At 63.6% G+C, this 18,084-nt stretch carries 17 protein-coding genes; 6 read left to right on the top strand and 11 right to left on the bottom strand.

The window, feature by feature from the left end:
• The 7 genes from EB815_RS06465 to EB815_RS06435 all read right to left on the bottom strand — a co-directional run bounded on the left by EB815_RS06465 (position 1) and on the right by EB815_RS06435 (position 6,625).
• Positions 1 to 408: a F0F1 ATP synthase subunit epsilon gene (locus EB815_RS06465; protein WP_056575134.1), complete on the bottom strand. Its 408-nt coding sequence runs from the start codon at positions 406 to 408 to the stop codon at positions 1 to 3.
• Between the two features lie 110 nt (positions 409 to 518).
• Positions 519 to 2,114, bottom strand: a complete 1,596-nt coding sequence (gene atpD, locus EB815_RS06460) for a F0F1 ATP synthase subunit beta (RefSeq protein ID WP_056575132.1) — start codon at positions 2,112 to 2,114, stop codon at positions 519 to 521.
• 71 nt (positions 2,115 to 2,185) lie between these two features.
• Entirely contained in the window at positions 2,186 to 3,070 is an 885-nt protein-coding gene (locus EB815_RS06455; RefSeq protein WP_056575131.1) for a F0F1 ATP synthase subunit gamma, read from the bottom strand.
• Positions 3,071 to 3,102: 32 nt separating this feature from the next.
• A complete protein-coding gene (gene atpA / locus EB815_RS06450; RefSeq protein WP_019861845.1) occupies positions 3,103 to 4,632 on the bottom strand; it encodes a F0F1 ATP synthase subunit alpha in 1,530 nt (509 codons plus the stop codon).
• The gene (locus EB815_RS06445) at positions 4,632 to 5,192 is read right to left on the bottom strand and encodes a F0F1 ATP synthase subunit delta (RefSeq protein ID WP_056575126.1); all 561 of its coding nucleotides are present in this window, start codon (positions 5,190 to 5,192) and stop codon (positions 4,632 to 4,634) included. The genes atpA and EB815_RS06445 overlap by 1 nt, the downstream gene beginning before the upstream one ends.
• Before the next feature lie 246 nt (positions 5,193 to 5,438).
• Positions 5,439 to 5,834, bottom strand: coding sequence for a DUF4345 family protein (locus tag EB815_RS06440; protein WP_056575124.1), 396 nt, complete (start codon positions 5,832 to 5,834; stop codon positions 5,439 to 5,441).
• 95 nt (positions 5,835 to 5,929) lie between these two features.
• Complete coding sequence (locus tag EB815_RS06435) at positions 5,930 to 6,625, bottom strand: aspartate/glutamate racemase family protein (RefSeq protein ID WP_056575122.1); 696 nt, start codon at positions 6,623 to 6,625, stop codon at positions 5,930 to 5,932.
• Between the two features lie 67 nt (positions 6,626 to 6,692).
• Here EB815_RS06435 and EB815_RS06430 point away from each other — a divergent pair, with 67 nt between their 5' ends.
• Positions 6,693 to 6,935 carry a type II toxin-antitoxin system Phd/YefM family antitoxin gene (locus EB815_RS06430; protein ID WP_056575120.1) on the top strand — a complete coding sequence of 81 codons (243 nt, stop codon included), beginning with the start codon at positions 6,693 to 6,695 and terminating at the stop codon, positions 6,933 to 6,935.
• Positions 6,932 to 7,387: a type II toxin-antitoxin system VapC family toxin gene (locus tag EB815_RS06425; protein ID WP_056575118.1), complete on the top strand. Its 456-nt coding sequence runs from the start codon at positions 6,932 to 6,934 to the stop codon at positions 7,385 to 7,387. The genes EB815_RS06430 and EB815_RS06425 overlap by 4 nt, the downstream gene beginning before the upstream one ends.
• An 11-nt stretch (positions 7,388 to 7,398) precedes the next feature.
• Here EB815_RS06425 and EB815_RS06420 read toward each other — a convergent pair whose 3' ends face one another.
• A complete protein-coding gene (locus EB815_RS06420) occupies positions 7,399 to 9,582 on the bottom strand; it encodes a primosomal protein N' (protein ID WP_056575116.1) in 2,184 nt (727 codons plus the stop codon).
• Positions 9,583 to 9,672: 90 nt separating this feature from the next.
• On the opposite strand from EB815_RS06420, the gene fsa reads away from it, so the two are divergent.
• Positions 9,673 to 10,329 (top strand): fructose-6-phosphate aldolase, encoded by a 657-nt coding sequence (gene fsa / locus EB815_RS06415; protein WP_056575113.1) that lies wholly within the window; start codon positions 9,673 to 9,675, stop codon positions 10,327 to 10,329.
• Positions 10,330 to 10,411: 82 nt separating this feature from the next.
• Here the strand turns inward: fsa and EB815_RS06410 are convergent, their stop codons facing one another.
• The 3 genes from EB815_RS06410 to leuS form a co-directional block, all read right to left on the bottom strand.
• Positions 10,412 to 12,985 (bottom strand): DNA translocase FtsK, encoded by a 2,574-nt coding sequence (locus EB815_RS06410; protein WP_065005500.1) that lies wholly within the window; start codon positions 12,983 to 12,985, stop codon positions 10,412 to 10,414.
• A gap of 265 nt (positions 12,986 to 13,250) precedes the next feature.
• Positions 13,251 to 13,829 carry an LPS assembly lipoprotein LptE gene (lptE, locus tag EB815_RS06405; RefSeq protein WP_056575107.1) on the bottom strand — a complete coding sequence of 193 codons (579 nt, stop codon included), beginning with the start codon at positions 13,827 to 13,829 and terminating at the stop codon, positions 13,251 to 13,253.
• Complete coding sequence (gene leuS / locus EB815_RS06400; RefSeq protein ID WP_065005499.1) at positions 13,816 to 16,440, bottom strand: leucine--tRNA ligase; 2,625 nt, start codon at positions 16,438 to 16,440, stop codon at positions 13,816 to 13,818. The genes lptE and leuS overlap by 14 nt, the downstream gene beginning before the upstream one ends.
• 156 nt (positions 16,441 to 16,596) lie before the next feature.
• Between leuS and EB815_RS06395 the strand changes: the two genes are divergently transcribed.
• The 3 genes from EB815_RS06395 (at position 16,597) to EB815_RS06385 (ending at position 17,995) form a co-directional block, all read left to right on the top strand.
• Entirely contained in the window at positions 16,597 to 17,259 is a 663-nt protein-coding gene (locus tag EB815_RS06395) for a YggS family pyridoxal phosphate-dependent enzyme (protein WP_056575101.1), read from the top strand.
• A gap of 80 nt (positions 17,260 to 17,339) precedes the next feature.
• A complete protein-coding gene (locus EB815_RS06390; RefSeq protein WP_056575098.1) occupies positions 17,340 to 17,594 on the top strand; it encodes a type II toxin-antitoxin system Phd/YefM family antitoxin in 255 nt (84 codons plus the stop codon).
• Positions 17,594 to 17,995, top strand: a complete 402-nt coding sequence (locus EB815_RS06385; RefSeq protein ID WP_065005498.1) for a type II toxin-antitoxin system VapC family toxin — start codon at positions 17,594 to 17,596, stop codon at positions 17,993 to 17,995. The genes EB815_RS06390 and EB815_RS06385 overlap by 1 nt, the downstream gene beginning before the upstream one ends.
• The last annotated feature ends 89 nt before the right edge of the window (positions 17,996 to 18,084 follow it).

The following is an 18,084-nucleotide window of genomic DNA, read 5'->3' as shown; positions in this document are numbered from 1 at the left end:
TCAGGCCGGGATAAGCGCGCCTTCCAGCGTGGTGAGCTGGCTGAGGAACTGCTCCGCCTTGCTGCGCGCTTGGTCGTCCTTGGCGTCGGCGGCATCTTCCTTGGCTTCCTGGATGCGGCGGGCGAGATCCGCCCGGTCGACATCCTTCACCGCCACCGCTGATTCCGCCAGCAGCGTGCAGCCGGCCGGAACGATGTCGGCGAAACCGCCGAACACGACATAGCGTTCTTCGCCGCCCGAAGTGGTCTTCACCGTGACGACACCCGGCTTGATCGTGGTCATGACTGGCGCGTGATGCGCCATCACGGTCATCTCGCCTTCGGCGCCCGGGATGACGACGGATTCGACCTCGGCGGAAACCAGCAGGCGCTCCGGCGAGACCAGTTCGAATTTGAAAGCTTCAGCCATGTCGATTTAGTGAGTAGGGAATAGTGAGTAGGAAGTGGGGAGAAAGGGCAAATGCCCGGTCACCCGCCTGCTATTCACTACCGACTACTGACTACTCCCTATTCCCTTGATTAAGCTGCTTCAGCCGCCAGGCGCTGTGCCTTCTCGACCGCTTCGTCGATGCCGCCAACCATGTAGAAGGCAGCTTCCGGCAGGTGATCGTAGTCGCCGTTGCAGAGGCCCTTGAAGCCCTTGATGGTGTCGGCGAGATCGACCAGCTTGCCGGGCGCGCCGGTGAACACTTCGGCGACGAAGAACGGCTGCGACAGGAAGCGCTCGATCTTGCGGGCGCGGGCAACCGTCTGCTTGTCCTCTTCCGACAGCTCGTCCATGCCCAGGATGGCGATGATGTCCTGCAGCGACTTGTAGCGCTGGAGGATCGACTGCACCTGGCGAGCGACGGCATAGTGCTCTTCGCCGACGACCATCGGGTCGAGCATGCGCGAGGTCGAATCCAGCGGATCGACCGCCGGATAGATGCCCTTTTCGGCGATGGCGCGGTTCAGCGTCGTCGTCGCGTCAAGATGGGCGAACGAGGTCGCCGGCGCCGGGTCGGTCAAGTCGTCGGCGGGCACGTAGATAGCCTGCACCGAGGTGATCGAGCCCTTGGTGGTGGTGGTGATGCGTTCCTGCAGCGCGCCCATGTCGGTGGCGAGCGTCGGCTGATAGCCCACGGCCGACGGGATACGGCCGAGCAGAGCCGACACTTCCGAGCCCGCCTGCGTGAAGCGGAAGATGTTGTCGACGAAGAACAGCACGTCCTGGCCCTGGTCGCGGAAATATTCGGCGACCGTCAGGCCGGTCAGGCCGACGCGGGCGCGCGCGCCCGGCGGCTCGTTCATCTGGCCGTACACGAGGGCCGCCTTGGAGCCTTCGCCGCCGCCCTTCTTGTTGACGCCGGATTCGATGAACTCGTGATAGAGATCGTTGCCCTCACGGGTGCGCTCGCCGACGCCGGCGAACACCGAATAGCCGCCATGGGCCTTGGCGATGTTGTTGATCAGTTCCTGGATCAGCACGGTCTTGCCGACGCCGGCGCCGCCGAACAGGCCGATCTTGCCGCCCTTGGCGTAGGGAGCGAGCAGGTCGAGCACCTTGATGCCGGTGATCAGGATCTGCGCTTCCGTCGACTGCTCGACATAGGTCGGAGCCGGCTGATGGATGGAGCGCATTTCGATTGCGTCGACCGGGCCCTCTTCGTCGACCGGCTCGCCGATGACGTTGATGATGCGACCGAGCATGCCCGGACCGACCGGCACGGTGATCGGCGCGCCAGTGTCACGCACTTCCTGGCCGCGCACCAGACCCTCGGTGGAGTCCATGGCGATGCAGCGCACGGTGTTTTCACCCAGATGCTGGGCAACCTCGAGCACCAGACGGTTGCCGACATTGGTCGTCTCGAGCGCGTTCAGGATCGCCGGCAGGTGATCCCCGAACTGCACGTCGACGACGGCGCCGATGACCTGGCGGACCTTGCCGACAACACCGGTTGCCTTGGCAACCGCTGCCGATGTCTTGGCCGCGGCGGCCTTGGCCGGCGCTGCCGCCGTCTTTGCCGGAGCTGCCTTCGCGGCGGCTGCCGGAGCCTTGGCCGCCTTCGCGGGGGCTGCGGTCTTCGCGGCTGCGGCCTTGGGGGCTGCCGTCTTGGGGGTCGCTGCTTTCGCCATCGTCTTTACCCTTTTTCGTCCTTTGTTTCTCACGCGGTCCGGTCGCGGGCCAGATGGCCCACGGACCGCGCCTAGAGCGCCTCGGCGCCCGAAATGATTTCGATCAGTTCCTTGGTGATCTGCGCCTGCCGCTGACGGTTGTAGGTGATCGACAGCTTGTTGATCATCTCGCCGGCGTTGCGCGTCGCATTGTCCATGGCGCTCATCTTGGCACCCATTTCGCCGGCCGCGTTTTCAAGCAGCGCGCGGAAAATCTGCACGGAGATGTTGCGCGGGATGAGGTCGGACAGGATTTCGCCCGGCTCCGGCTCGTACTCATAGACGGCGCTGCCCCCATCCACCGCCTCGGCGGGAGCCGAAGCGACGCCGGCCGGAATGATCTGCTGCGCGGTCGGAACCTGGCTGATCACCGACTTGAACTGCGAATAAAACAGCGTGCAGATGTCGAAGCCGCCGTCGTTGAAAAGGTGGATGACCTTCTTGGCGATCGCGTCGGCATTGACGAAGCCGAGCGTCTTCACCTCGCGCAGATCGATGCGGTCGAGAATCATCGATGCATAGTCGCGGCGCAGGATGTCGAAACCCTTCTTGCCGACGCAGATGATCTTGACCTGCTTGCCGTCGGCCAGAAGCCGGCGGATGTGATCGCGGGCAAGGCGCGCGATCTGCGAATTGAAGCCGCCGCACAGGCCGCGCTCGGCCGTGCAGACGACCAGCAGGTGCACGTCGTCCTTGCCGGTGCCGGTCATCAGCGCCGGGGCATCGCCACCGCCGCCGATCGCCTGGGTGATGTTGGCCAGCACGGAACCCATGCGCTCCGAATAGGGGCGCGCCGCTTCCGCGGCCTCTTGCGCACGGCGCAGCTTCGCCGCGGCGACCATCTGCATCGCCTTGGTGATCTTCTGCGTCGCCTTGACCGAGGCGATACGGTTACGAAGGTCTTTTAATGAAGGCATGCTTCAAACCTGATCCCGTCTTGTCGCTTCGCTCAGGCGAAGGTCTTGGCGAAAGCGTCGATCTCTGCCTTCAGCTTGGCGCGCAGATCGTCCGACAGCGCCTTTTCCTTGCGGATGGCGTCGAGAACGTCCTTGCCCGCCGCACGCATGTGGCTGAGCAGACCGTGCTCGAACTTGCCGACCTGGTTGACCGGCAGCTTGTCGAGATAGCCGTTGACACCGGCGAAGATCACCGCGACCTGCTCTTCCGTCTTCAGCGGCGAGAACTGCGGCTGCTTCAGGAGTTCGGTCAGGCGCGATCCGCGGTTGAGCAGGCGCTGCGTGGCGGCGTCGAGATCCGAGCCGAACTGCGCGAAGGCCGCCATTTCGCGGTACTGCGCGAGCTCGCCCTTGATCGAGCCGGCAACCTGCTTCATCGCCTTGATCTGCGCCGAGGACCCGACGCGCGACACCGACAGGCCGACGTTGACGGCCGGACGGATGCCCTGGAAGAACAGGTTGGTTTCGAGGAAGATCTGGCCGTCGGTGATCGAGATCACGTTGGTCGGGATGTATGCCGACACGTCGTTGGCCTGCGTTTCGATGACCGGCAGGGCCGTCAGCGAGCCATTGCCCAGATCGTCGTTGAGCTTGGCGGCGCGCTCAAGCAGGCGCGAGTGCAGATAGAAGACGTCGCCCGGATAGGCTTCGCGGCCCGGCGGGCGGCGCAACAGCAGCGACATCTGGCGATAGGCGACGGCCTGCTTGGACAGATCGTCGTAGCTGATCAGCGCGTGCATGCCGTTGTCGCGGAAATATTCGCCCATGGTGCAGCCGGCGAACGGCGCCAGGAACTGCATCGGCGCCGGATCGGAAGCGGTGGCGGCGACGATGATCGAATATTCGAGCGCGCCGCGCTCTTCCAGCACCTTGACGAACTGCGCGACGGTCGAGCGCTTCTGGCCGACGGCGACGTAGACGCAGTACAGCTTTTCCTTCTCGGGGCCGTTGTCGTGCACCGACTTCTGGTTGAGCATGGTGTCGAGGATGATGGCGGTCTTGCCGGTCTGGCGGTCACCGATGACCAGCTCGCGCTGGCCGCGGCCGACCGGGATCAGCGCATCGATGGCCTTGAGGCCGGTCGACATCGGCTCATGCACCGACTTGCGCGGAATGATGCCGGGCGCCTTGACGTCGACGCGCTTGCGTTCGGTCGCCTTGATCGGGCCCTTGCCGTCGATCGGGTTGCCGAGCGCGTCGACGACGCGGCCGAGCAGGCCCGGACCGACCGGAACGTCGACGATGGCGCCGGTGCGCTTGACGGTATCGCCTTCCTTGATGTCACGGTCGGCGCCGAAGATGACGACGCCGACATTGTCGGCTTCGAGGTTGAGCGCCATGCCGCGGATGCCGCCGGGAAATTCGACCATTTCGCCGGCCTGGACGTTGTCGAGGCCGTAGACGCGGGCGATACCGTCACCGACGGACAGCACCTGTCCGACTTCGGAGACTTCTGCCTCCTTGCCGAAATTCTTGATCTGGTCTTTCAGAATTGCGGAAATTTCCGCGGCGCGGATGTCCATCAGCCGACCTCTTTCAGTGCAAGCTTGAGCGAATTGAGTTTGGTTTTGAGCGACGTATCGATCTGGCGCGAGCCCATCTTGACCACCAGCCCGCCAAGCAGCGACGGATCGACGGTGACGGAGATGGCCACGTCCTTGCCGGCAACGCTCTTCAGCGCCGCCTTGAGTTCTGTCTGCTGGGCGGCGGTCAGCTCATGAGCCGACGTCACTTCAGCAGCGGTTTCGCCGCGGTGTTCGGCCGCTATCTGGCGGAACGCCTTGATCATACCGGGCACGGCGAACAAGCGGCGGTTCCGTGCGACGACGCGCAGGAAATTGCCGGTGAGGCCGGTGATCTTGGCCTTGTCGGCGATCGCCGCGATGGCCTTGGCCTGATCCTCGCTAGAGAACACCGGGCTGTTGATCAGCCGGGTCAGGTCGGCGCTCCCCGCGAGCAGCGCTTCGAAACTGTTGAGGTCGGCCTCGACCTTGGCCACGGAATTTGCCTGCAGGGCGAGTTCGAACAGCGAACCCGCATAGCGTTCTGCGACACCTGAGATTGGCGATGACGATTGAGCCACGGACCGTCTTTTCTCTTGTCTGACAGGCCGCAGATTGTTGGCGCGAGCAAAAACTCTGGCTAAATCTTTGACCTTACTGCATTTTCTCAAGCACGGAGGCGCGGCTTCCGCTATCCCCGGCCGAAAGTCGATTGCCGTCTAGCACAGGCATTTTAAGACCGCAATGCGTCGTTCCGCATGCTTTTCAGGCACTATTGTCGCATCCGGCGAAAGACTCGGGTCTTGCGCGCCGGAATACCCTTGGATTCAGGGCACAAAGCCGAAGGCAAAGGCAAGCGGCAATGCCGCCAGGGCCAATTCCACCACAATGGAAACCCAATTGAAAGGTGTGTTGGCGCCGTCGGACATCATCGACAGCAGCCGGCCGAAGGCGGTGAACAGCCAGGAGAAGCCGAGCGCCATGTAAATCAGCGGCTGCGCCAGGAGGATACAGCACAGGCCGACGCCAAGATAAAAGCCCGACATCCTGCCGCGCCCCTCGGCGATCGCCGCCGCCTTCTCGGGCTTGGCCTGCAGGCGCAGGATGCGAAAGGCCAGGCCCGGCGCCAGGAAAAACAGAAGGCCGAGCAGCACCGTGAAGACCGCACTCGACCAAGCCAGCCATTCGCCCTGGCTCGTCGGCCATGGAAGCGCAAAATCCATTTTGTCCCCTCGAAATGCCTATTTTGAAATTGCGGGCATTCTACCGGAGGAAAAACGCCGCGCCAGATAGCTCTGGGCACTTTAGCGGAGATGCATCAACCCAGAGCGAATTCCACGGCCGCCTCGGCATGGATCTGCGTCGTGTCGAAGACGGGAATGTCGAAATCTCGCTGCCCGATCAGCATGGTTATCTCGGTGCAGCCCATGATCAGGCTGTCGGCGGCCTCTTCACGGCGCAGACGTTCGGCTTCTTCGATATAGGCAGTCTTCGAAGCGTCGCTGACAATGCCTCGGCAGAGCTCGTCATAGATGACGCGATGCACCATGTCGCGCCCTGCGGCATCGGGCACCACGGGTGAGAGGCCGTATTTGTCGGCCAGCCGGCCCTTGTAGAAATCCTGTTCCATGGTGAACCGCGTCGCCAGCAGCGCCGGGCGCTGCATGCCGGCGCGCTTGATCGCCACCGCGGTGGCGTCGGCGATGTGGATCAGCGGAATGGATAGCGACGCCTGCACCTGGTCAGCCAGCTTGTGCATGGTGTTGGTACACAAGAGCAGCCCTTCCGCGCCGCCCGCTTCGAGCTTGCGCGCGGCTTCGACCAGAAGCATGCCGGCACCATCCCAATCGCCATGATGCTGCCGCTCGGCGATCTCGGCGAAGTCGAACGACCAGAGCAGCAGTTTCGCCGAATGCAACCCGCCAAGCCGCTCGCGCACGATCTCGTTGAGCAGCCGATAGTAGATGGCGGTCGATTCCCAGCTCATGCCGCCCAGAAGGCCAAGGGTTTTCATGATGGGTTGTTCCTTCGCACGTGCAATTCCTATATTATGACCACATGAGACCACAAGGAGATTTGCCGTGAAAACAATGCAGGTTCGGGAGGCCAAGGCAGGGTTCTCGGCGCTGGTCGAGGCTGCGGAGAGCGGCGAGCCCACCATCATCACAAAGCACGGCAAGCCGGCGGCGGCCGTCGTTTCGGTCGAGGACTTACGAAAGCTTTATCCAGCCAAGCGACGAAACTTCGGAGAGTTTCTTCTGACCTATCCGGGAGGGATCGAGCTTGAAAGGAACGAGTCGCCGTCGAGGGACATCGATCTTTGAGCGGCTATCTTCTCGACACGTCCATTTTGTCCGCGTTCGCGCCCGGCGGGCCGCCAATTGCGAAAGACGTCGCCAATTGGGTCGTAACGCAAGGTGAGAAGCAAACGCTCTTCATACCGGTAATTGCAATCACCGAAATCGAGAAAGGCATACGCAAGCTCGATCGTGCTGGGGCCAAGGGGCGAGTGGATAGCCTCACTGTCTGGCTCAATGACACGATCGAAGGATTCGCAGATCAAATTCTAGGGATCAACGCCGATATAGCTCGAAGAGCGGGTCGAATGGAGGAAGCAGCCTCTGCGAAAGGGAAGAACCCGGGCCTGGCGGACACACTGATCGCTGCTACGGCGGCGGTTAACGGACTTACCGTGGTCACTACAAACGTCAGGCATTTTGAAGCGCTTGACGTTTTGTGCTGGAATATACTGCAAGACCCGCCAGGCTTCGACTAGTCGATCCCATTTTACAAAAAGCTCTGCGGATCGATGTCGACCTGCACCCGGACCGAACCGCGCTGTTTTGGCCCATTGGCCAGCATGGCCCGGATAAAACCTTGCATGTCGGCGCGGCGTTCACCCTGGATCAGCAGGCGGAAGCGATGGCGGCCGCCGAGCAGGGACAGTGGCGCTTCCGCCGGTCCCAATACAAACAGGTCCGATGCCTCCGGAGCGGCACGGCGCAGCCCGCGTGCATGGCCTTCGGCTTCGGCCCGCGTCACCGCGCTGACGATGACGCCGGCCAGCCGGCCGAAGGGCGGCAAGGCCGCCCGTTCGCGCTCGGCGATCTCGCGCTCGTAGAAAGCCTCGGCATCGCCCGAGACGATCGCCCGCATCACCGGATGGTCGGGTTGGAAGGTCTGCAGCAGGCCGAGGCTCTTCTTGCCGGTGCGCCCGGCGCGGCCGGTCACCTGGCTGAGCAGCTGGAAGGTTCGCTCGGCGGCGCGCGGATCGCCATTGGCGAGACCGAGATCGGCGTCGACGACGCCGACCAGGGTCATGTTGGGGAAGTTATGGCCCTTGGCGACGAGTTGCGTACCGATGACGATGTCGGCCTCGCCATCGGCGATCGCCTCAAGCTCCAGCCGCAGCCGCCGCACGCCGCCCATCAGGTCCGATGACAAGACGATTGTCCGCGCATCGGGGAAATGTGTGACCACCTCCTCGGCGATGCGCTCGACGCCCGGTCCGCAGGCGACCAGATGGTCGAGCGTGCCGCATTCCGGGCAGGCCTCGGGGCGGCGCTCATTGTGCCCGCAATGATGGCAGACCAGTTGGCCGCGAAAACGATGCTCGACCAGCCAGGCCGAGCACACCGGGCAGCCGAAACGGTGACCGCACACCCGGCACAGTGTCAGCGGCGCATAGCCGCGCCGGTTGAGGAACAAAAGCGACTGCTCCTTCTTTTCCAGCGTCCGGCGCATATGGTCGATCAGCACCGGCGACAGGAAGCCGCCGCGCGCCGGCGGCGCGCGCCGCATGTCGATCGACCTCAGCTGCGGCAGCGCCGCTTCGGCGAAACGGGCGGAAAGGACGGCCCTGTTGTATTTGCCCTGGCTCGCATTGACCCGGCTCTCGACCGATGGCGTCGCCGACGCCAGCACGACCGGAAAGCCGCCAATATGGCCGCGCACCACGGCCATGTCGCGGGCGTTGTAGAAGACGCGGTCTTCCTGCTTGTAGGCCGGGTCGTGCTCCTCGTCGACCACGATCAGGCCAAGTTCCTTGAAAGGCAGGAACAAAGCCGATCGGGCGCCGGCAACGACGCGCACCGTGCCCTCAGCCACTTGCCGCCAGACCTTTTCGCGCATCCTGGGCGGCAGGTCGGAATGCCATTCGCCCGGCTTGGCGCCGAAGCGCTGCTGGAAGCGCTCTAGGAAAGCGTGGGTCAGCGCGATTTCCGGCAAGAGGATCAGCACCTGCTTGCCCTGGTCGAGCGCCGCCGCCACCGCCTCGAAATAAACCTCCGTCTTGCCCGAACCGGTGACGCCGTCGAGCAGCGCGACATTGAAGGCGCCGGCCGCGACGTTGGCGCGCAGCATCGATGCTGCGTCGCTCTGATCCGGCATCAGCTCCGGCACGGCATAGCTTGGGTCGGGAGCGGCCACCACGGGGCGCGGCGGGATCATCACCGTCTCGAACACGCCCTGCGCCTTCAGCCCCTCGATCACCGTCGACGACACGCCGGCCGCATGCGCCAGGCCGGATCGCGTCCAGGCGAGCCCACCTTCGGCCGTCTCCAGCACGCGCGCCCGCGCATCCGTCATCCGGTCGGGAACGAGGAGCGTTCGCTGCAGCCCCTCGATCCAGGGCTCGGGGTCGAAGGCCTCCGGCGCGCGCAGCAGCATGCGTGCCACCATGCCCGGTGCCGACAGCGTGTATTGCGCCACCCAGTCGACGAAGCGGCGCATGGCGCGGTCGATCGGCGGGCAGTCGAAAACCTGTTCGATCGGGCGCAGCTTTTTCGCGTCGATGTTCTCGACCACGCCGTCCCAGACGATGCCGGCGACCTGGCGCGGGCCGAGCGGCACGCGCACGATCGACCCCGGAACCACGCGCATGCCGGCCGGCACGGCATAAGTGTAAGGGCGTTCGGCAGGCATCGGCACCAGCACCGGTGCGGCTGCGACAAAGGGCGAATCTTCGATCATGAGGCGTGACCTTGCCCCGACTTTGGTCTAGATCAAAGAGCAACGCTGAACGTGCCTTCCCAAGCACGACGAAATCGTCAGGAGACCGCCATGAAATTTTTTGTCGATACCGCCGATATCAAGGATATCCGTGAGCTCAACGATCTGGGACTGCTTGACGGAGTCACCACCAACCCGTCGCTGATCCTGAAATCCGGCGGCAAGATCGCCGACGTCACCAAGCAGATCTGCGATATCGTCGAAGGTCCGGTTTCAGCCGAAGTGGTGGCGACCGAATACAAGAACATGATGGCGGAGGCCGAGGTGTTGGCCAAGATCGCGCCCAATGTCTGCATCAAGGTGCCGCTGACGCTGGACGGCCTGAAGGCCTGCAAGACGATCCGCACCCAGATGAACCGCATGGTCAACGTCACGCTGTGCTTCTCGGCCAACCAGGCGCTGCTCGCCGCCAAGGCCGGCGCCTCGTTCATCTCGCCCTTCGTCGGCCGCATTGACGACACCGGCTCGGACGGCATGGAGCTGATCCAGGAGATCCGCCAGATCTATGACAATTACGATTTCCAGACCGAGATCCTGACCGCATCGGTGCGCACGGTAAACCACGTCAAGCAGGCGGCCCTGATCGGTGCCGACGTTGTCACCGCGCCGCCGGCGACGCTGAAGGCGCTGGTCAACCATCCGCTGACCGACAAGGGCCTCGCCACCTTCCTCGCCGACTGGGCCAAGACCGGCCAGAAGATCGGCTGAGGTCGCACTGCTTCCATGAAAAAGGGCCGGGCAACCGGCCTTTTTTATTTTCAGAGGAAGAACACCACCGAAAGGCTGCCGATCAGTCCGTGCCGTCGTCGTCGGGCGCGGCCACCGGCGGGCGCCGCCCCATGGTGATCTCGCGCTTGCCGACATGGTTCGGCGCGCCGACCAATCCCTCTTTCTCCATGCGTTCGACCAGGGAAGCGGCGCGGTTGTAACCGATGCCGAGCCGGCGCTGGATGTAGGACGTCGAACACTTCTTGTCGCGCAACACCACCTTGACCGCTTCGTCATAGCTGGAATCGCCGTCCTCGGCGGCGACCGATCCCTTGTCGAAGACCGCGCCCTGGTCGTCCTCGGCCTCTTCCTCGTCCTCATCGGCCGTCACGGTTTCCAGATATTCCGGGCGGCCCTGCGCCTTCAGGTGCGCCACGACATGCTCGACCTCCGCGTCGGACACAAAGGGGCCGTGCACGCGGGCGATGCGTCCGCCACCCATCATGTGCAGCATGTCGCCCTGGCCAAGCAGCTGTTCGGCGCCCTGCTCGCCCAGGATGGTTCGGCTGTCGATCTTCGACGTGACCTGGAAGGAGATACGGGTCGGGAAATTGGCCTTGATCGTGCCGGTGATGACATCGACCGAGGGGCGTTGCGTCGCCATGATCAGGTGGATGCCGGCCGCGCGCGCCATCTGCGCCAGGCGCTGGATGGCGCCTTCGATCTCCTTGCCGGCGACCATCATCAGGTCGGCCATCTCGTCGACGATGACGACGATGTAGGGCATCTGCGCAAGGTCGATTTCCTGCTGCTCGAAGAGCGGCGCGCCGGTGCCCTTTTCGAAGCCGGCCTGCACCGTCATGACGACCGCCTCGCCCTTGTCGCGGGCCTGGGCGGCGCGCTCATTGTAGCCGTCGATGTTGCGCACGCCGAGCCGCGCCATCTTGCGATAGCGATCCTCCATCTCGCGCACCGCCCATTTGAGCGCGGTGACCGCCTTCTTGGGATCGGTGACGACGGGCGTCAGAAGATGCGGGATGCCGTCATAGACGGAGAGCTCCAGCATCTTGGGATCGACCATGATCAGCCGGCACTCTTCCGGCTTCAGCCGGTAGAGCAGCGACAGGATCATGGTGTTGATGGCAACCGACTTGCCCGAGCCGGTGGTGCCGGCAACGAGCAGATGCGGCATCTTCGCCAGCTCGGCGATGACAGGCTCGCCGCCGATCGTCTTGCCGAGGCAAAGCGCCAGCTTGCAGCTGGTCTTTCGGAAACCCTGCGATTCGATCAGCTCGCGGAAATAGACCGTCTCGCGCGTCTCGTTCGGCAGCTCGATTCCGATGACGTTGCGGCCCGGCACGACGGCGACGCGCGCCGAAATCGCCGACATGGAGCGGGCAATGTCGTCGGCAAGACCGATGACGCGGGACGATTTGACGCCCGGCGCCGGCTCGAACTCATAGAGGGTCACGACCGGACCCGGGCGAACGTGGATGATCTCGCCCTTGACGCCGAAATCCTCGAGCACGCTTTCCAGGAGATCGGCATTCTGCTCGAGCCGCTCCTGCGACATGTAGAAGCCCTGCCCTTCCGGCGGCTGCTGCAGCAGCTCTTCGGAGGGAAGTTCGTATGCCTCGCCCGTCGTGGCCGGCACGATCTTGCCGACCCTGGGCAGCGTCGCGGATGCCCGCAAGGCTGGAGCCTGCACAGTCTCCTCCGCGCCTTGCGCGGCCTGGACCTGAACGGCGTTGCTTGTCGCGGCGACGGGACCCGCAGCCGCTGTCCGGGCATCCTGCGGCGCGTTGCTCGCGGCTTCGTTCGAATTGGCCGGACGGACATCCGGCAAGGAGGATGGGGCTTGCAGGCCCGGAAGCCACTCGATGACCCGAAACAACGCCGTCGGGTCATCCGTGGGCGTTGCGCGGATATCCACCCGTGGTGGGACAACCGGCGCGGCCGGCCGCGGAACCGGGACCGCCCGTGGCGCCGGCAACGGGCTCTCGATCATGTAGGGCGCCATGAGTTCGAAGAAGACGTGATCCGACAGGTAGGGCCAGCGTGCATTTCCGCGGCCTTGTGTTCTGACCTGTGACGCAACCTCGCGGGCAGACGCTGCCGGCGTGTATGCGCGTGCCGTTACCGCCGTCCTGGAGCCCGCCGGGGCAACAGTGCGCGCCTTTTCACCGGCATGCCCTGGCCGGGCGGATACAGGGGCAGTGGCAGCCTGCCTTTCATGAGTCGCCACCCTGTTGCTTGCGAGAGGCCGGGCGGCTTCCAGAGCGGGGTTTCTCATAGGCGATGGCGAGGACGAGCCGGCTTGGAGTGCCGCAGTCGGACGGGCGATTGCGTGCTGTGTCGGCGGCGTCAGGGGTTCACTTTCCTCGACGGCAACCTGCTCGTGCCGCGTATTGTTTGTGCTGGCGTCATAGTCCGGCGTGCGCGTGAACCGCACATTGGGCGCCAGGAAGAAATAATCCTGCCAGGCGGGGCTTTCGTTGCCACCAAGATGAACGGGCGGCTGGGAACTGCCGGCCTTGGCCGCTCCGGTCCGCTGGCTATCCGCCTTGTCGCTCCTGCCGCTGAAACGCTCTACTCCGGGGTCGTCGGGCGAGGTTGCCTTCAATGAATTGACCCGGGGAAAACGCTTGGATTCCATTCTCAAGACTCACTCTGAAACGTCTGCTGAGCAATAGGGAGCGAGTGGTTAACAGTTGCTTCCCTTGAGCGCCGCTAAAGCAACTGAAACGTATCTTTCACGACGATATGGAGTGATCGGGATTCGAGCCGTTGATCGTCATTCGGCGATCACTCGCTCATCCCTGCGTCGGGCTAAAAAGCGCGCAAAAAAAGGGCGCCCGGCTGCTACCGGGAGGCCTGACGCAAGGATCGAGATGGCGTCTTCGTAAAAACGAAGAGCGGCGTCAGCTGGCCGCCTTGCCGTGCCGGACCAGATCCTGGGCGATGGACAGTTGCAGGGCCTCGGCCAGTTCGCGCGCGGCGCGATTTTCGGCGTCGATCTGCGCCCGATACGAGGCGAATTCCTGACGCGGCCTGTCAAAGGAGGAGGTGATCGCGCGCTTGCCGACCGTGATGACGACACCGGTTTTCGCATCGGTCAGCGTATAGCTGGCGGTAAGTGTCACCGAACCGGCTGTCGGCTCGTCCTCATCGGTTCCGACCTGCACGAGGGCGGAGGATTCAACGGCTTCGGAGACGCTGAGATCAAGCGAATAAAGCGGCGATGCCGGTTCGCCGGCACCGCGCCCAAAGCCGAAGATCAGGTTGTTGCGCACCTGCTGGGCATAACGCGTCTTGACCGGCTTGATGGCGATCGATGCCAGTTCGGCATTGGCGCTCGAACCCGTCGTCAGCGGCGCGCTGGAATAGAGCGGCCGCACCGTGCAGGCCGAAACCAGCGCGAGCGACCCGACAAGGCCGGCAAGCGCCACACGGCGCAGCAAACGGCTCAGCTCTGTCTTTTCCCGATCAGGCAACGACATTGACGATCCTCTGCGGCACGATGATCACCTTGCGCGGAGCCTTACCTTCAAGTGCTTTCTGCACGAAGTCGAGAGCCAATACCGCTTTTTCGACCGCACCTTGGTCCGCGTCGCGGGCAATTGTCAAATCCCCCCGCTTCTTGCCGTTGACCTGCACCGGATAGGTGACTTCGTTGTCGATGACCAGCGCCGGATCGAAGACCGGCCACGGCCGTTCGGCGACCAGTTCGGTACCGCCGAGCGTCTCCCAGCACTCTTCGGCCAGATGCGGCATCACCGGCGCGATCAGATGCACCAGGATCTCCACGGCCTGGCGGCAGGCGCCTTGCAGCGCCGGATCGGCCTTGCCTTCGGCCACCTCGTTGAGCGGTGTGGTCAGCACGTTGGCCAGTTCATAGATGCGGGCGATGGCGCGGTTGAAGGCGAGCTTCTCGATGTCCTCGCCGACTGCCTTGAGGATCTTGTGCGTGGCCTTCGAGACCGCTCCCGCCTCGCCGGCGCCGGCCGCGGCAGGCTTGACGCCCGCCAGCGTCTCGGCCGCTGTCGACACCAGGCGCCAGATGCGCTGCATGAAGCGATGCGCGCCGGCGGCGCCATCGTCGGTCCATTCGACGTCGCGCTCGGGCGGTGAGTCCGACAGCATGAACCAGCGCGCCGTGTCGGCGCCGTAGCCGTCGGTGATGTCTTCCGGGCTAACCGTGTTCTTCTTCGACTTCGACATCTTTTCCAGCGGGCCAATGGTGACCGCTTCGCCAGTGGCGATGTCGATGGCGCGGCGCTTGCCGTCGACTTCCTCCAGCCGCACCTCGGTCGGTGCCAGCCAGCGGCCATTCGATGCCGAACCGACCCGGTAGGTCTCGTGCACCACCATGCCTTGCGTGAACAGGCCCTTGAAGGGCTCGGCGAGATCGACATGGCCGGTCTCGCGCATGGCGCGGGTGAAGAAGCGCGAATAGAGCAGGTGCAGGATCGCATGCTCGATGCCGCCAATATACTGGTCGACCGGCAGCCATTCGTTCGCCGCCTTGGGATCGGTCGGCTCGTGCGCCCAGGGCGCGGTGAAGCGGGCGAAATACCAGGACGAATCGACGAACGTATCCATCGTGTCGGTCTCGCGGCGCGCGTCCTTGCCGCATTGCGGGCATTTCACGTGCCGCCAGGTCGGATGCCGGTCGAGCGGATTGCCCGGCCGGTCGAAATCGACGTCGTCGGGCAGCTTGACCGGAAGGTCGGCCTTTGGAACCGGCACCACGCCGCAATCCTCGCAATGGATCATCGGGATCGGGCAGCCCCAGTAGCGCTGGCGCGAAATGCCCCAGTCGCGCAGGCGGAAATTCACCTTGCGCTCGGCCATCGGCCGGTTGCCGATCGTCTTCTGTTCCAGGAGCCTGGCCACTTCGTCAAAAGCCTGGGTCGGCTTCATCCCGTCGAGGAAGCGCGAATTGATCATCGCACCGTCGTCGCCATAGGCCACGTCGATGATCTGGAAGGTCGCCTGATTCTCGCCTTCCGGCATCACCACCGGCACCACCGTCAGGCCGTATTTGTTGGCGAAATCGAGGTCGCGCTGGTCATGCGCCGGGCAGCCGAAGATGGCGCCGGTGCCGTATTCCATCAAAACGAAATTGGCCACATAGACAGGCAGCGTCCAGCTGTCGTCGAAGGGATGGACGACGCGGATGCCGGTGTCGAACCCCTTCTTCTCCGCCGTCTCCAGCGCCGCCACCGAAGTGCCCATATGGCGGACCTCCTCGATGAACTTCGCCATCTCCGGATTGGTCTCGGCGGCTTTCTTGGCCAGCGGATGATCGGCGGCGATGGCCATGAAGGAGGCGCCGAAAATAGTGTCGGGCCGCGTCGTGTAGACTTCCAGCTCATGCTCGCCCGCAATGTCCGAGGCGAGCGGCCAGCGGATCAGCAGGCCTTCCGAACGGCCGATCCAGTTCTGCTGCATCAGCTTCACTTTTTCGGGCCATTCATCGAGGCCGTCGAGCGAATCCAGCAGGTCCTGCGCGAAATCGGTGATCTTGAAGAACCACTGCGTCAGCTCGCGCTGCTCGACCAGCGCGCCGGAGCGCCAGCCGCGCCCGTCGATGACCTGTTCGTTGGCGAGCACGGTCATGTCCTCCGGGTCCCAATTGACCTTGGAGGATTTGCGCGTCACCAGTCCTTTCTCGACGAAATCCAGGAACAGCATCTGCTGCCGGTGATAGTAGTCGACGTCGCAGGTGGCGAATTCGCGTGCCCAGTCCAGCGACAGGCCCATGACCTTGAGCTGCTCGCGCATGGTGGCGATGTTCTGGTAGGTCCATTCCTTGGGATGGACCTTGTTCTGCATGGCCGCGTTCTCGGCCGGCATGCCGAAGGCGTCCCAGCCCATCGGATGCAGCACGTTGAACCCCTTGGCCCGCTTGTAGCGCGCCACCACGTCACCCATCGTGTAGTTGCGGGTGTGGCCGATATGGATGCGCCCCGACGGATAGGGGAACATTTCCAGCACGTAGTATTTAGGCTTCGGGTCGTCATTGTGCGCTTCGAAAAGCTTCTTGGTGGCCCAGGCCTTCTGCCATTTGGGCTCTGACGCGCGCGGATTGTATCGTTCGGTTGCCATGGGACGTTTTTCACTTAAAAGCAGGCGCGAACCGCGGGCGACTGGCTCGGCGGTTCAGGGAATGTGGTCCGGGTGTTCACCATGGTTTGGCAAACCCGTCAACCATATGGGCATCGCGGCGGTTAAAAACGCGGGTCAAAACAGCGGGATTTGCATATGGGTGACACCGTTCAGCAGTTTTTCGCGGTCAAGGCGAGGATCGCCGCCGCCGAGCAGGAGGCCGCTCGCCAGGCCGGTGCCGTGACGCTGGTCGCGGTTTCCAAGACCTTTGACGCCGCCGACATCCAGCCGGTGATCGAGGCCGGCCAGCGGGTCTTCGGCGAGAATCGCGTCCAGGAAGCGCAAGGCAAATGGCCGGATTTGAAGCTGGCATTCCCCGACATCGAACTGCACCTGATCGGTCCGCTGCAATCGAACAAGGCGAAAGAGGCGGTCGCGCTGTTCGACGTCATCGAGACGGTCGACCGCGAGAAGATCGCCGCCGAACTCGCCAAGGAAATGGCCCGGCAAGGCCGCGCGCCGAAACTCTATGTCCAGGTCAACACCGGCTCCGAGCCGCAGAAGGCCGGCATCGAACCGCGCGATGCCGTGGCTTTCGTCACCCGCTGCCGCGATGTCCACGGCCTCGCCATCGAAGGCCTGATGTGCATCCCCCCGGCAGACGAAAATCCCGGCCCGCATTTCGCGCTGCTGGAGAAGCTTGGGCGCGAGGCCGGAGTCGAAAAGCTATCCATGGGCATGTCCGGCGACTACGAAACGGCCATCGCCTTCGGCGCTACCAGCGTCAGGGTCGGCTCGGCGATTTTTGGTAGCCGTTAGGCCCCAGACGCCAACACGGCATTCCTTGCCGCATCATCGGGCGAATGTTATATCTAGCCAAGCTAGCTAGGGGGCATTCAATGAACTGGCACCTTCAGGACGCAAAGAACAATTTCTCCAAGGTGGTTCAGCGTGCGCGCAGCGAGGGACCGCAGACGGTGACGTTGCGCGGCGAGCGCGCCGCAGTGGTGCTTTCCGCCGAGGATTACGACCGCCTGGCCGGAAAGAAGAAGTCGTTGGCCGAATATCTTTTGACTGGTCCGGTTTGGGACGATGATTTCGCCGAAGAGGTCAGCCGCCGCTCGGAGACGATGATCCGGGACGTCGATCTCTGATGTATCTGCTCGACACGAACATCGTTTCGGATGTGCAGAGGCGACTACCCAAGCCAACCGAATGGCTGGCTTCGGTGGATCCGACCTCGGTCAGCCTCAGCGTCATCACGCTTGGAGAGATCGAACGTGGGATCATCAAGCTACGCAAGGTCGACTCCGAAAAGGCAACACGCCTCGATCTGTGGCTACGGGAGCTTCGGCGCGACAATGCCGATCGTATTCTCGCCGTCACGGAAGATGTCGCGTTAACTTGGGGCCGCATCACCGCCCGCCGTACACGAGGCAGCGCCGATACCCTCATCGCGGCTACCGCTCTTGTCCATGATCTCATTCTTGTGACGCGCAATGTTGCCGACTTCGACGATACAGGCGTGACGGTGTTCAATCCCTGGGACGCCTAAGCCAGTTCGTTTTCGCCTCGTGGGCATCTCACCTCCGCTCATGCCTACAGCGTTGGGCCAATCCAGAAGCGTCATTACGCCAACACTGG

It is taken from the genome of Mesorhizobium loti (genome assembly GCF_013170705.1).
Lineage (GTDB): Bacteria > Pseudomonadota > Alphaproteobacteria > Rhizobiales > Rhizobiaceae > Mesorhizobium > Mesorhizobium loti_D.
Note: the sequence above shows the minus strand (reverse complement) of the source record. Positions and strands in the feature narration are given on the sequence as shown.

What these genes read in the sequence shown, in the direction of transcription:
- EB815_RS06465 (WP_056575134.1), bottom strand. Translation starts at nt 408, where the DNA reads ATGGCTGAAGCTTTCAAATTCGAACTGGTCTCGCCGGAGCGCCTGCTG.
- atpD (WP_056575132.1), bottom strand. Translation starts at nt 2,114, where the DNA reads ATGGCGAAAGCAGCGACCCCCAAGACGGCAGCCCCCAAGGCCGCAGCC.
- EB815_RS06455 (WP_056575131.1), bottom strand. Translation starts at nt 3,070, where the DNA reads ATGCCTTCATTAAAAGACCTTCGTAACCGTATCGCCTCGGTCAAGGCG.
- atpA (WP_019861845.1), bottom strand. Translation starts at nt 4,632, where the DNA reads ATGGACATCCGCGCCGCGGAAATTTCCGCAATTCTGAAAGACCAGATC.
- EB815_RS06440 (WP_056575124.1), bottom strand. Translation starts at nt 5,834, where the DNA reads ATGGATTTTGCGCTTCCATGGCCGACGAGCCAGGGCGAATGGCTGGCT.
- EB815_RS06435 (WP_056575122.1), bottom strand. Translation starts at nt 6,625, where the DNA reads ATGAAAACCCTTGGCCTTCTGGGCGGCATGAGCTGGGAATCGACCGCC.
- EB815_RS06420 (WP_056575116.1), bottom strand. Translation starts at nt 9,582, where the DNA reads ATGATCGAAGATTCGCCCTTTGTCGCAGCCGCACCGGTGCTGGTGCCG.
- fsa (WP_056575113.1), top strand. Translation starts at nt 9,673, where the DNA reads ATGAAATTTTTTGTCGATACCGCCGATATCAAGGATATCCGTGAGCTC.
- EB815_RS06410 (WP_065005500.1), bottom strand. Translation starts at nt 12,985, where the DNA reads ATGGAATCCAAGCGTTTTCCCCGGGTCAATTCATTGAAGGCAACCTCG.
- lptE (WP_056575107.1), bottom strand. Translation starts at nt 13,829, where the DNA reads ATGTCGTTGCCTGATCGGGAAAAGACAGAGCTGAGCCGTTTGCTGCGC.
- leuS (WP_065005499.1), bottom strand. Translation starts at nt 16,440, where the DNA reads ATGGCAACCGAACGATACAATCCGCGCGCGTCAGAGCCCAAATGGCAG.
- EB815_RS06395 (WP_056575101.1), top strand. Translation starts at nt 16,597, where the DNA reads ATGGGTGACACCGTTCAGCAGTTTTTCGCGGTCAAGGCGAGGATCGCC.
- EB815_RS06390 (WP_056575098.1), top strand. Translation starts at nt 17,340, where the DNA reads ATGAACTGGCACCTTCAGGACGCAAAGAACAATTTCTCCAAGGTGGTT.
- EB815_RS06385 (WP_065005498.1), top strand. Translation starts at nt 17,594, where the DNA reads ATGTATCTGCTCGACACGAACATCGTTTCGGATGTGCAGAGGCGACTA.